Source organism: Herbaspirillum sp. 1173 (genome assembly GCF_031455335.1).
Lineage (GTDB): Bacteria > Pseudomonadota > Gammaproteobacteria > Burkholderiales > Burkholderiaceae_D > Herbaspirillum > Herbaspirillum huttiense.
On sequence record NZ_JAVDSP010000006.1, the window covers coordinates 89,796 to 101,926 of the forward strand.

At 64.4% G+C, this 12,131-nt stretch carries 12 protein-coding genes; 3 read left to right on the plus strand and 9 right to left on the minus strand.

What is annotated here, in order from left to right:
* Positions 1-19 precede the first annotated feature (19 nt).
* Positions 20-997, minus strand: a complete 978-nt coding sequence (locus J2X56_RS18895; protein ID WP_121042449.1) for a threo-3-hydroxy-L-aspartate ammonia-lyase — start codon at positions 995-997, stop codon at positions 20-22.
* Between the two features lie 73 nt (positions 998-1,070).
* Positions 1,071-1,733, minus strand: coding sequence for a transcriptional regulator (locus tag J2X56_RS18900; protein WP_121042451.1), 663 nt, complete (start codon positions 1,731-1,733; stop codon positions 1,071-1,073).
* 154 nt (positions 1,734-1,887) lie between these two features.
* Between J2X56_RS18900 and gcvA the strand changes: the two genes are divergently transcribed.
* The 3 genes from gcvA to J2X56_RS18915 all read left to right on the plus strand — a co-directional run bounded on the left by gcvA (position 1,888) and on the right by J2X56_RS18915 (position 4,543).
* Positions 1,888-2,790 carry a transcriptional regulator GcvA gene (gcvA, locus tag J2X56_RS18905; RefSeq protein WP_310161694.1) on the plus strand — a complete coding sequence of 301 codons (903 nt, stop codon included), beginning with the start codon at positions 1,888-1,890 and terminating at the stop codon, positions 2,788-2,790.
* 100 nt (positions 2,791-2,890) lie between these two features.
* Entirely contained in the window at positions 2,891-3,727 is an 837-nt protein-coding gene (locus J2X56_RS18910) for a DMT family transporter (protein ID WP_121042455.1), read from the plus strand.
* A 54-nt stretch (positions 3,728-3,781) separates the two neighbouring features.
* Positions 3,782-4,543: an SDR family oxidoreductase gene (locus tag J2X56_RS18915; protein WP_134135723.1), complete on the plus strand. Its 762-nt coding sequence runs from the start codon at positions 3,782-3,784 to the stop codon at positions 4,541-4,543.
* A gap of 12 nt (positions 4,544-4,555) precedes the next feature.
* Here the strand turns inward: J2X56_RS18915 and J2X56_RS18920 are convergent, their stop codons facing one another.
* The 7 genes from J2X56_RS18920 to J2X56_RS18950 all read right to left on the minus strand — a co-directional run bounded on the left by J2X56_RS18920 (position 4,556) and on the right by J2X56_RS18950 (position 12,024).
* Positions 4,556-5,632 carry a saccharopine dehydrogenase NADP-binding domain-containing protein gene (locus J2X56_RS18920; RefSeq protein WP_310161698.1) on the minus strand — a complete coding sequence of 359 codons (1,077 nt, stop codon included), beginning with the start codon at positions 5,630-5,632 and terminating at the stop codon, positions 4,556-4,558.
* Positions 5,633-5,797: 165 nt separating this feature from the next.
* Positions 5,798-6,262 carry an Lrp/AsnC family transcriptional regulator gene (locus J2X56_RS18925; protein WP_088755819.1) on the minus strand — a complete coding sequence of 155 codons (465 nt, stop codon included), beginning with the start codon at positions 6,260-6,262 and terminating at the stop codon, positions 5,798-5,800.
* A gap of 114 nt (positions 6,263-6,376) precedes the next feature.
* Entirely contained in the window at positions 6,377-7,627 is a 1,251-nt protein-coding gene (locus J2X56_RS18930) for a phospholipase D-like domain-containing protein (RefSeq protein WP_121042461.1), read from the minus strand.
* Positions 7,628-7,658: 31 nt separating this feature from the next.
* Entirely contained in the window at positions 7,659-8,303 is a 645-nt protein-coding gene (locus tag J2X56_RS18935; RefSeq protein ID WP_039787660.1) for a MotA/TolQ/ExbB proton channel family protein, read from the minus strand.
* Positions 8,304-8,369: 66 nt separating this feature from the next.
* Positions 8,370-10,814 (minus strand): TonB-dependent receptor, encoded by a 2,445-nt coding sequence (locus J2X56_RS18940; protein WP_134135720.1) that lies wholly within the window; start codon positions 10,812-10,814, stop codon positions 8,370-8,372.
* An 83-nt stretch (positions 10,815-10,897) separates the two neighbouring features.
* A complete protein-coding gene (locus J2X56_RS18945) occupies positions 10,898-11,617 on the minus strand; it encodes an energy transducer TonB (protein WP_121042465.1) in 720 nt (239 codons plus the stop codon).
* Positions 11,617-12,024, minus strand: coding sequence for a biopolymer transporter ExbD (locus tag J2X56_RS18950; protein ID WP_034330477.1), 408 nt, complete (start codon positions 12,022-12,024; stop codon positions 11,617-11,619). The genes J2X56_RS18945 and J2X56_RS18950 overlap by 1 nt, the downstream gene beginning before the upstream one ends.
* Between the last annotated feature and the right edge of the window lie 107 nt (positions 12,025-12,131).

Sequence of the window (12,131 nt, forward strand, 5' to 3'; positions counted from 1 at the left end):
TCACTGATGCGCCCGATAATCAGGACAAATATCCCGACAGCTTGCCCAGGTCGATGTTGCCGCCGCTGATGATGACGCCCACGCGTTTGCCCTGCAGCTGCTCCTTCAGCTTGCGGGCGGCAGCAAAGCCCAGGCAGCCGGTCGGCTCGACCACCATCTTCATGCGCTCGGCAAAGAAGCGCAGGCCGGACACCAGCTCGGCATCGCTGACGGTGTGGATGTCGTCCACCAGTTGGCGAATGACGTCGAAGGTGTACTTGCCCAGATGCTGCGTCTGGGCGCCATCGGCGATGGTCTTGGGCGTATCGATATGCACGATCTGGCCCGCGCGCAGCGACTGCTGTCCATCGTTGCCGGCTTCCGGTTCGACGCCATAGATCTTGCAATCGGGAGACAGTGCCCGTGCCGCCAACGCCGCACCGGACAGCAGGCCGCCGCCGCCGAGGCAGACGAAGAGCGCATCCAGCGGACCGGTTTCCTGCAGCAGTTCCAGCGTGGCCGTGCCTTGCCCGGCCATCACGTGCGGATGATCGTAGGGCGGGATCAGCGTCATCTTGCGCTCGGCGGCCAGGCGCGCACCGATGGCCTCGCGGTCTTCGGTATAGCGGTCATACATCACCACTTCGGCACCATAGCCACGCGTGGCGGCGACCTTCGCTGCCGGCGCATCCTCGGGCATCACGATGACGGCGGGAATGCCCAGCAATTGCGCGGCCAGCGCGGTCCCCTGCGCATGGTTGCCGGAGGAGAAGGTGATGACGCCATGCTTGCGCTGTTCGCTGTCGAACTGCGAGAGCGCATTCATGGCACCGCGGAACTTGAAGGCCCCCATGCGCTGGAAGTTCTCGCACTTGAAGAACAGCTGTGCGCCCACTTCCGCATCGGCCGTGCGCGAACGCAGGACGGGCGTTCTGTGCGCCCACGGCTTGATGCGTTCGGCGGCCAGCAGGACATCGGCGAAGCTGGGGGATTCGGTAGCGCTGGAGACGGGGATCATGAGGTTTCCTTCAAGTGGGATGGAAAGAGACAGTGACGATGCACAGGGCGGAGAGCGCGCGTGACGGCCGCGCTTACTCCTTCTCGTCGTTGTAGACGGTGGCGCGCGAGACACCCAGATGCGCGGCCACGATCTCGGCCGCGCGCCGGATATCCAGGCAGCCGGACTGGCGCAGTTCACGCATGAGCTGGCGGCGGTCTTCGGCCTTGAGGCTGCGCGGCGTGGTCGACAGTCGCGCGGCAAAGGCATCGATGCGGCTGCGCAGGCCTTCGGCCCCGGCCGGCTCCAGCGTCTCGGCCACGCGCACGCCCTGGTCGATGCCACCGAACTGGCGCAGCATGCCCTGCAGCGCACCGAACAGGGTCAGGTCGATGTTCATGCACAGCGCGGCCACGTATTTGCCATCGGCATCCTTGATGCCGATCGAGGTGCTCTTGGCTTGTCGTCCGTCCGGCAAGGTGTTGGCGTAATTGGTGAGGACTTGCGGATAGCTCTCGTCGGCGATGCGCGCCAGACCCAGTTCGGTGGTGGCGTCGCCGACCTCGCGGCCGGACAGGTTGTTGTGCAGGGCGACGATGGAGTGATCCGCATCGCGCAGGTCGTGCAGCACCACTTCGCAGAACGGTGCAAAGGTCTCGCCCAGACCTTGCGCTACCTGCTGCAACTGTGACAGCAGCAGGGCGTGGTCGGGACGGTCGGGTTTCTTTTTGCGGGTGCGGGAGCTCATGCAATACATATTATCTAAAATTAGACGTTGTGTATAGATTGGATTTTACGCTGCATTCTCGTCCGCTTGCGAGGGCCGTTGCGGACTGCAAGACGGTGGCTGTTGCTATCATGAGCTCTCATTCATGACCGGTTTTTCCAGCCGTCCACCCCTGAGCGCACCCATGAGAGACCTTCCCCCCACGGCCACGTTGCGGGCCTTCGAAGTTGCGACCCGGCATGCCAGCTTCACCTCCGCCTCGGAAGAGCTGCATGTCACCCAGAGTGCGGTCAGCCACCAGCTGCGCCACCTCGAAGCGTTGTGGGGCATGGCGCTGTTCCAGCGCGGCAAGTCCAACACGCTGACGCCGGCCGGGGCCGCGCTGGCGCCGGTGGTGCGCGAGTTCTTCGTCAGGCTGGAGGCCACGCTGTCCGAGCTGCGCGCGCAGGAAGGGCGGCAGCCGCTGAAGGTCAGCACCACCTACTCCTTTGCGCTGAAATGGCTGCTGCCCCGGCTGCCGGCGCTGGCGCAAGCCCATCCCGAGCTGCTGGTGACGCTGGAGACCACCGATACGGCCATCCACTTTACGCCGGCCGAACCGGATGTGGCGATCCGCTTCGGTCCCGGCCACTACCCCAGCCTGTTTTCCGAATTCCTGTTCCGCGAGCAGATCTTCCCGGTGGCCAGCCCGGCCCTGCTGGCGCGCCTGGGCATGCCCCGCAAGCCGGCTGACCTGCGCCGCTATCCCCTGCTCACGCGGGCCGGGGCCGACATGGTGCCAAAATGGGACCTGTGGTTCCAGCAAGCCGGGGTGAGCGTCTCGGCCCTGCGCGAAAGCGTGCGCCTGGCCGATACCAACATGACCATCGAAGCAGCGCTGCTGGGCCAGGGCGTGGCCCTGGCCCGCAGCGGCCACGTCGAACAGGAACTGGCCAATGGCAGCCTGGTGCGGCTGTTCGAACTGGCCTTGCCCTCTCCGCTGGCGTATTACTTCGTCTGTCCCAAGGGCGTGGAAACGCAGCCGCACGTGGCCAGTTTCCGGGCCTGGCTGCAGGCGCAGTCACAGGCAGCCGGTGCACGCTACTGACATGCAAGGTCACCGCCTCGGCACCAGGTATGAGGATTTGCTCATGGCGGGATGAGGAGACTTCGCTTCTGTCCGGCGGCGCTCCTGCTTACCATGGCGCATGCCTTTGCCTGTCGTCCTGCTCATCCTCCTTGCCGCCTTCCTGCACGCCAGCTGGAATGCGCTGCTGCGCAACGGCGCGGACCGTCTCTGGTCGATGGCCGTGATGTGCCTGGCCGTGGCGTTGGCCAGTCTGGCCGTTACGCCGTGGCTGCCGTTGCCCTTGCCGGCCAGTTGGCCGTACGGACTGCTCTCGGCCCTGCTGCACGTGGGCTACAACCTGTTCCTCGTCCGCAGTTACCGTAGTGGTGAGCTGGGCCAGACCTATCCGATCGCGCGTGGATCCTCGCCCCTGCTGGTGACGCTGGGTGCGGCCCTGCTGGCCGGTGAGATGCCGGGGCCGGCGGCGCTGCTGGGAACAGGACTGGTATCGGGCGGCATCATCGCGTTGGCATTCAGGGGCAGCAGGATGGCGTTGCCCGGACTGCGCTATGCCCTGGGGACCGGCTGCTTCATTGCGGCCTACAGCGTGGTGGATGGCTTGGGCGTGCGGCTCTCCGGCAGCCCCATGGCCTATACCGCATGGATGTGCGCCGGCTGGGGCTTGCTGATGCCCGCCGTCTTCGTGGTGTGGCGCGGGCCCCGTGCATTCTGGCAGCCGCCAGCGAAGGCGGCGACCTTCGCCACCGCCTTCGCTGGCGGACTGGTCTCGCTGCTGGCCTATGGCATCGTCATCCAGGCCATGGCGCTGGCACCGATGGGGGCGGTCTCGGCACTGCGCGAAACCAGCGTGCTGTTCGCCGCCGTCATCGGCCGTCTGTTTCTGGGCGAGACGCTGACTTGGCCACGTGTGCTGGCCTGTGCTGCCATCGCAGCGGGGACGGTACTGATCGGTTGATCCGGTGGCCGTTCCTGCTCCCCTCCCGTTTTGCTCACTCCATGGAGATCTGTCATGACTCACGCATCAACCAAGCCCGTCATCCTCATCACCGGCGGCAGCCGCGGCATGGGCGCCGCCACCGCGCGGCTGGCCGCTGAACGTGGCTACGACGTGGCCTTCAGCTACCTGCGCGATGCGGCCGCGGCCGATTCGGTGGCGGCCGATATCGCGCAGCGCGGCACACGGGTGCTGGCGCTGCAGGCCGACAGTGCCGACCCGGAGCAGGTGGCGCAGCTCTTCGCTGCCATCGATGCGCGCTTCGGCCGTATCGACGTGCTGGTCAACAATGCGGCCATGCTGGAGCGCCAGTCACGCATGGAAGATCTGGGTTTCGCGCGCATGCAGCGCATCTTCGCGGTCAATGCCATCGGGCCCATGCTGTGCGCGCAGCAGGCGGTCCGGCGCATGGCTTATCGCCATCAGGGCAAGGGTGGCGTGGTGATCAACGTGTCGTCAGCCTCTGCCCGCCTGGGCAGTCCCAACGAGTATGTCGACTACGCCGCCTCAAAGGGCGCACTGGAAACCTTCACCACGGGCCTGGCCAAGGAAGTGGCGCGTGAAGGCATCCGCGTCAACTGCGTGCGGCCCGGTCACATCTATACCGAGATGCATGCCAGCGGCGGCGAACCGGACCGGGTCAACCGGGTCAGGGAATCCATCCCCATGGGGCGGGGTGGCCAGCCCGAGGAAGTGGCGCGCGCCATTCTCTGGCTGGCCAGCGAGGAGGCTTCCTTTAGCACGGGGACCTTTCTCGACGTCACCGGAGGCAAGTGAAGCCCGCCTCAATCAGGCATACACCGCGCCAAAGCGATTGCCGAGCAGCTCCGGCAAGCTGATCTGTTCCTGCCGGATGAAGCCGCAGGCGGGCAGGCGGCCTGCACGGAACAGGTCCAGCGCCGCGCAGACGCCGGCGGCGGTGCTGGTCTGGATGGCGCTCTCGCGCCGGCCCGCACGCTCTTGCGCGACAATCTTGCGGGTAAAGACTTCCTGCATCAACTTGCCCGCGCGCAGCCCGCTCACGGTGACGAATACCAGCACCACATCCTGCAGCGTAGCCGGCACGCTCTTGCGCAGGATGTCCTTGAGCAAGGCCGGATCATGCCGCAGCCCGAGATCGCCCAGCAGGAATTTCATGCGCTGCTGGTGGCCGGGGTAGCGCACCGACTTGTAGTCGAGATGACGCACCTTGCCGGCCAGCGTCTCGCACAGGCTGCCCAGCCCGCCCGAGGTATTGAAGGCCTCGTACTCCACGCCCTCCAGCGAAAAGTGTTCCAGATCGGCCAGGGGATCGACCATCACCCGCTCGCCGTCACGCAAGGCTTCGCAGGGATGGCAGTACTCGTTGATGAGCCCGTCCACGCTCCAGGTCAGGTTGTATTTCAGTTCGTTGGTCGGATACTGCGGCAGCGCACCGACCCGCATCTTGATCTCGTGCACCTCATCAAAGCCGGCGGCCAGATGGTGTGCGGCAATCCCGATGAAGCCCGGGGCCAGTCCGCATTGCGGCATGAAGGCGCAGGGCGCGCCCTCGGCCAGCGCAGCGATGGCGCGGGTTGCCTGCACATCCTCGGTCAGGTCAAAGTAGTGGGTGCCGGTCTGGCGTGCCACCGTGGCCACGCTGATGGCCATGTGATAGGGCAGGGCATTGATGACCACGTCGGCGCGCTGCAGCAGTGCCGCCAGGGCCTGCGGGTCGGAGGAGTCGACCACGGCCTTCTCGGCATGCACGTCCGCGATGGCCTGCAAGGCCGCGGCATCGTGGTCGGCGATGGTGACGTTGTAGTCGCGGCCTTCGCCGCATTCAGCCAGCAGGCGGGCGATGGTCTGGCCGATATGGCCGCAGCCGAGGAGGACGGTACGCATGATGGGCTCCTGAATCAAAGTGAATACGATGATTCATTCTAGGAAGCCGCCGTGACGGAAACCATTGCCAGATCGTCAGAAAGCAGCGCAGCTTTCGTCACTTTGCAGTGCGCTTTCGTCATTATGTAGCGTTGCCAGTGCAATCCGGCGAAATCCGGGTGCTTTTCAACGCGTCCTGGCGGCATCTCCCCGGTCGATCTTGCGGGCCAGCACCACCGAGGTGGTGGTCTTGAGCACGCCTTCCATTTCGCCGATCTGGTCCAGGATCTTGTCGAGTTGCTCGGGCGTATTGACGCGCAGCCAGGCCACGTAATCGTATTCGCCGCTGACCGCGCAGAGCTGGTGGACTTCCGGAATGCGGCCGAAGCGGCGGATGACGTCGCGCCCGGCGCGCGGCTGCACGGTCACGCCCACGTAGGCCTGCAGGCTGGCGTCGACCACGTCGCGCCCGAGCTTGAGGGTGTAGCCGCCGATGATGCCGGTCTGTTCCAGCCGCTCGATGCGGGCCACCACGGTGGTGCGCGCCACACCGAGGCGGCGGGCGATCTCGGCCACCGGTTCGCGGGCGTTCAGCTGCAGGATGGAAAGGAGTTGACGGTCGATGTCGTCGAGTTGGTCCAGCCTGGTCATCCCGGTTCTCCTGGTCGATGCTACACAATGACGAAACAACGCTACATTTCGTCAGTGTAGACCAGCAGGCAGGGAATCGCGGAAGCGGTCTTCAAACACCGCTTCCTGGTCGAATCATTCCGAGGCGGGCTTGCCCTTGGCCGGTTTGGGATAAACCTTCAGTACATCGATGGGCTGGGCATAAGCCGAACTCCAGGTCTGCTCATGCAGGGCTGCCACGCGTTGTGCCATGGCCGCGTCATGCAGCACCACTTCCAGGTTGCGTGAGTTGTCCAGATAACCGCCGGCCCAGTTGCTGGTACCGACCCAGGCTACCTTGCCATCGATGCTCATGGCCTTGGTGTGGATCACCCGGGCGAAGGGGATGAAACCGCTGCTGGCCTGCGGCAGGGTGACGATGCGGATCTCCACGTTGGGCAGCACCGCCAGGCTTTGCAGGTAGCGGATGGCAGGGGCCTCGGTGTTCCAGTTGGAGACCATCAGCTTGATCTTCACGCCGCGCGTGGCCGCTGCGCGCAGGGCATCATCGATCACGGCGTAATAGGGCCGGGTGTGGTTGGGACCATAGGAGAGCGGCGCATAGTCCAGCAACTGCACCCGAACCTCCTGTTGTGCTTCTCCGATCAGGCGTACCAGTTCGCTTTGCGAATCGCCCACGCCGGGCGGGTTGTAGGCATTCGGGCTGGCCACGAGGTAATTGCCGCGCGCCACATCGGCCGGGACCACGCTGCGGTTGGTCATGACCGGGGTGTGTCCGGCGGCGATGGCCGCCTGCGCCGCCCAGTCGATTTCGAAGATGGCCTGCACCTGCGCTGCCACGGCCGGGTCGGTGATCTTCAATCCGGTTTCATGGATGTGCGAGAACGAGCGCCAGTCGAAGTTCTGGCTGCCCACATAGGCGCTGCGGCCATCGACCACGAAATACTTGGCGTGGATGATGCCGTTGCCGGTCATGCGGGAATAATCGATCTGGCGGAATTCCAGATTCGGGATGCGCTTGAGCTTCTCGATGGTGGCCGGGACCGAGGCGAACTCGCCCTTCTTTTCCATCAGGAAGCGGATCTTCACGCCGCGCCGTCCGGCCGCCTCCAGGTGCGCCATGATGTCATCGAGCGCCTCGCCATCCTGCCCGGCCACGTAGAACTGGCCGAACACGATCTCGCGCTGCGCGCTGTCGAACATTTCCTTCCACACCACGGCCGCATCGCGCAGGTCCGGCGTGGCCAGCGTGGTTTCGCGCGGCACGGTGTGGACCAGTTCGAAGCCGGGAATGGCGAATTCGGCCCGGACCGGTGTGGCCAGCGAAAGAACCAGCCCGAAGGCGGCAGCGAGACGAAGCAGAAGACGGCGTGGCGCGATGGTCATGATGTCGGCAAGGGAGAAGTCAGTGTGGCGCTCAGGCGATGTGCAGCTTGCCCTGCGGTTGCGGGCTGTGTTGCGGCTGCGGGTTCAGGCGGCCGACGCAGGCGCGCAGCATCAGGACCTTCAGGTGATCGTTGATGCGCTCGATGCGTTCCTGGAACAGGTTGAAGAAGAACATGCCGACCACCGCAATGCCGATACCCAGAGCCGTCGCATACAGCGCCGTACCGATGCCCTGCGACACCTGGCCCGGGTCCGACACGCCCTGTACCGCCAGTGCCTTGAAGGTGTCGATGATGCCGAGGATGGTGCCGAGCAGGCCCAGCAGGGGCGCAGCGGTCACGATGGTATCGAGGATCCACAGGCGCTGCTGCACTTCGCCGCGCTTGGCAATGTAGACCGACTCGCTGAAATCTTCCAGGTCCTTTTCGGTATGCAGGTGATGCTTTTCGGCCAGGATGTCCGACACCAGGGCCAGCGGCAGGCTGGGACGGGTGGTCAGTTCGGCCGGCAGTTCCTGCAGATGCTGGACCGCGTGCGTCATGGCGCGCTCCAGGCCCGTGGCCTGGCGCATGGTGTAGCCGAAGAACAGGCCGCGTTCGACGATGACGAAAATGGCCAGCGCCGCGCAGGCGTACATCAGGTAGAAGGCCAGTTCGTGGAGTAATTGCATGTTCATGCTTGCCTCTCTTGCAGTGATGGGCGGCCCGTGTTGCAGGTGCGGGCCGCCCGGTTCAGGCCGCGATCAGAAATCCGCGGTCAGGGTGACGGTGAAGGTGCGCGGGGCACCGATGTAGAGCGAAGGATCGGTGCCAGGGATGCCGTTGACCGCCACTGCGTTGGTGGTGAACTGGCTGCCGCTGCCGCCGTTGAGGTTGAGGTACTGCTTGTCGAACAGGTTGTAGACGTTCAGGCGCACCGTCGGCTTCTTCAGCCAGGTGGTGGACGCGAAGGTCATGCCGGCACCGGCGTTGAACAGGGTGTAGCCACCCAGTGCATCGTCGTTGACCAGGGTGGTGTAGCGGCGGCCGGTGTACTTGGCCTGGCCGAACACGTACCAGCCATCCTGTTGGTATTGCAGCGACAGGCCCGACAGCCAGTTCGGCGTATCCGGGAATTCCTTGCCCGAGGTCGGCAGGAACTGGGTCGAACTGTTGCGCAGGTCCTGCTTCATCTTGCTCTTGATGTAGGACAGCGAGCCATACATCGACAGGTTGCGGGTGAAGGCGTAACCGGTTTCCAGTTCCAGGCCGTGCGAGCTGGCATCGCCGACGTTGTAGTCGGTCTTGTTGTTGGTGTCCGGGTTGTAGGCGCTGGCGATGCGGTTGTGATAATCGATGTAGAACAGCGAACCGGAGGCCATCCACTTCTCCGTGTTGTAGCGGTAGCCGAGGTCGTAGTTCCAGGAGGTTTCCTTGTCCACCGGCACTTCGCGCTGGGTCGCCCCGACCAGCTGGCCGTTGACGATGGTGCCGCCCGAGAGCAGGCCGAAGTAGGAGAAGTTGCCCGGTGCCTTGAAGTTCTTGGCGGCGTTGAAGAACACCGACTGCTTCTCATCGAGCTGGAAGCGCACGCCCAGGCTGGGCAGGAAGTCGGCGTAGTTCTTCTTGACCTTGTAGTAGCCGGCGCTGGAATAACTGTTGGTGCCGCTGGTGGAACCGGTGCTCGGGTAGTTGGTGAAGTCGCGGTCGATGGAGGAGTAGCGGCCGCCGACTTGCACGTTGAGCTTGTCGTTCATCATGCTGATGCTGTCCTGCAGGAAGATCGACTGCGCCGTGCTGACGGTCATGGTGTCGCGGTACTGCAAGATGGAGCCATCGGCATTGCGCAGCCACTGGTCCGAATTGTCCTGCCACAGGTCGGCGATGTTGCCGTTGTTGTCCACGCGGCTGAAGGGGCCGGTCTGCTGGTGACGGGCGCGCTCGACCCAGTAGCCGGCCAGGATGCGGTGGTTGTCCAGCTGCTGGTTGAACTTGAAGGTCACGCCCGGACGATAGGTGCGGGTGCGGCTGCCTTCGTAGGCGTAGACCGTATCGAGACGATCGCCGTCGCCGTTGACGTCGCGCGCGCCGCCACCGAGCTGGCTGGCGCCGGTCACGCCGCCTTCACGCACGGTCTGCAGCTGGTTGCCGCCGGTGCCGAAGCCGTACCAGAAGTAGGGATCGATATCCAGGCTGGAGGTCGGGCTCAGCTGGAAGTGCGCATTGATGGTGCCCAGCCAGTTCTCGAAGGGATTGAGGTTGTAGGCGTAGTAAGCGTTGTTGGCGATGTTGGCCGCAACGTTGGGAGCATAGGTGGTGTCGTTCTGCGCGGTACCGGCCACTGCGGGCTGGTGCTGCGGAATGGTGCTGCCGAAGTCGGCATTGCGGCCCAGTTGGGCGATCTGGGTCTTGGTCAGCGAACGGTAGTTGTTGTTGAGCTGGCGGTTGTAGAGCAGGTTGGCGTTGATGAAGCTGCCCTGGCCCAGGTCGAAGTTGGTGCCGATGTCGACGTGATCCTTGATGGCGCCGCCCGGTCCCTTGAACTTGTCGGCAGTGGTCTTGGAGTACGAGATGAAGAACTTGAACTTGTTGTCCAGCAGCTTGCCCGAGTCGAAGCGCACATAGCGCTTCCACAGGCTGTTGGAGCCGAAGGCATTGGTCACGCGGATGCGCTGCTGGTCTTCCGGTGCGCAGAAGGTCATGCCGATGTTGCCGCCGGTGGCGCCCACGTGAGGCGCTTCGGTATCGGTCGAACCCTGGGTCACGAAGATGTTGCACAGGTTGTCGGGCTCGGTGTACTCCTGCGGATACACCGCGAAGTTGCCGGAGTCGTTGACCGGTGCGCCGTTGATGGTGAAGCCCAGCTGGTCGCTGTTGAAGCCGCGCACGCGGATGTTGCCGCCGAACAGGCCCGAGCCGTCGTTGTCGTAGGTGTTCACGCCGGGCAGCAGGTTGATCATCTGGTAGGGCGTGCCGGTGGGCGATTGCTTCTCGATGTAGTCACGGTTGACCGAGCTGCGCGCCTTGGGCGAATCTTCCGCCTGGATCAGGCCGGTGGCCGCCGCCGTGCCGGCACTGGCGCTGCCGCCGCCCTGCACGGTCACGGTGCCGACGTCAGTGGTGGTGGACTGGGCGAAGCTGAAGGCCGGTGCGCCTGCCATGAAGAGCCCGGATATCAGCAAGGACAGCCGGGTGAGTTTGCATTGCATGTCGTGTTCCCCTGGGTTTGTTGAACTGCGTGTCGAAGTCGTTGCGCCCGGTGCGCGCCCCCTGCGTTCTGCAGCGGGCCGCGTCAGACGGGAATGAATTCCAGATCGGCGGTAAACCGGTGCGTGCTCTCGCCCTTGTAGCTGTCTTCCGGGAAGGGCGCGAAGGCGGCGCGATTGATGGTCTTGCGGGCGGCATCATCGAGCAGCATGGAGTTCGATGAGCTCTCGATGCCGCTGTCGACCACGCTGCCATCGCGCTTCAACACGAACCACACGCGCACCTTGCCTTGCGGTCGCAGGGTGCTGGCTTCGCGTCCGGTCGGATAGCGCTTGATGCTGTTCAGATGTGCGCGCAACTGGCCGACGTAGGTCTGCTCGATGTTGGCGGTGTTGGCCGGCGGCGGCGATGGCGGGGCCACCGGCGCGGACTGCACCGGAGGTGCGGCCGGAGCGCTGGGTTGCGGCGGCGTGGCCGGCAGGATCGGTGCGGTGGCCGAGGGCGGTGCCGGGTCCACCGGGGCTGGCGCTTGCTTGACCGGAGCCGGCTTGGCCACGGGCTTGGGCGCTTCCTGTTTCTTCGGCGGCTCGACCGGCTTGGGCTGCGGTTCCACTTGCGGCTTGGGTTGCGGCGCCGGAGGCGGCGGTATTTCCGTCAGCGAGATTTGCACCGGCTGCGGATCTTCCTTGCGCTTGAGTTCGGTCACTTTCTGCACGCCGGCCAGGATCAGCACGGCCAGCACCACCAGCGAGGGCAGCGTGGCCAGCGGCTCGCGGAAACGGAAGAGGATGGGAACGTTCATCATCACTGCTTGCGGGTGGCAATCGAGATGGAATCGAAGCCGCCCTTCTTGAGCGTATCCATCACGTCGACCAGGCGCTGCACTTCCACGCCGCGGTCGCTGTTGATGATGAGATTGAGTTTCTCGCCATCCTTGCGCAGCTTGTCGAGGCGGGCGGTGAGGGCGTCCAGGGTAGTGTTCTCGCCATCGACCTGGATCACGTCTTCCTTGGCGATGGTGATGACGGCCTTGGTCTGCGGTTTCAGATCCTGGGCGGTGGACGAACTGGGCAGCTGGGTCTTCAGGCCCAGGGCCGGAATCACGTTCAGGCTGATCAGCACGAAGAAGACCAGCAGGAACATCATCACGTCGATCATCGGGATGATCTCGACGCGGGCCTTCCGTTTTTTGGGTTCGTCCCAACTGCGCATGCCACACTCCTCGAAGCTTCGTTATACGATTTGTAGCGCTATAGTTTTTATAGCGATGCGCAGCGTAGCGAGGAAATGTGTCGTGCGTATTACACCATGCTGGTTTG

Coding starts and splice junctions, on each gene's coding strand:
- J2X56_RS18950 (WP_034330477.1), bottom strand. CDS start 12,024: ATGCGCAGTTGGGACGAACCCAAAAAACGGAAGGCCCGCGTCGAGATC.
- gcvA (WP_310161694.1), top strand. CDS start 1,888: ATGAGAGACCTTCCCCCCACGGCCACGTTGCGGGCCTTCGAAGTTGCG.
- J2X56_RS18935 (WP_039787660.1), bottom strand. CDS start 8,303: ATGAACATGCAATTACTCCACGAACTGGCCTTCTACCTGATGTACGCC.
- J2X56_RS18915 (WP_134135723.1), top strand. CDS start 3,782: ATGACTCACGCATCAACCAAGCCCGTCATCCTCATCACCGGCGGCAGC.
- J2X56_RS18910 (WP_121042455.1), top strand. CDS start 2,891: ATGCCTTTGCCTGTCGTCCTGCTCATCCTCCTTGCCGCCTTCCTGCAC.
- J2X56_RS18945 (WP_121042465.1), bottom strand. CDS start 11,617: ATGATGAACGTTCCCATCCTCTTCCGTTTCCGCGAGCCGCTGGCCACG.
- J2X56_RS18925 (WP_088755819.1), bottom strand. CDS start 6,262: ATGACCAGGCTGGACCAACTCGACGACATCGACCGTCAACTCCTTTCC.
- J2X56_RS18940 (WP_134135720.1), bottom strand. CDS start 10,814: ATGCAATGCAAACTCACCCGGCTGTCCTTGCTGATATCCGGGCTCTTC.
- J2X56_RS18920 (WP_310161698.1), bottom strand. CDS start 5,632: ATGCGTACCGTCCTCCTCGGCTGCGGCCATATCGGCCAGACCATCGCC.
- J2X56_RS18895 (WP_121042449.1), bottom strand. CDS start 997: ATGATCCCCGTCTCCAGCGCTACCGAATCCCCCAGCTTCGCCGATGTC.
- J2X56_RS18930 (WP_121042461.1), bottom strand. CDS start 7,627: ATGACCATCGCGCCACGCCGTCTTCTGCTTCGTCTCGCTGCCGCCTTC.
- J2X56_RS18900 (WP_121042451.1), bottom strand. CDS start 1,733: ATGTATTGCATGAGCTCCCGCACCCGCAAAAAGAAACCCGACCGTCCC.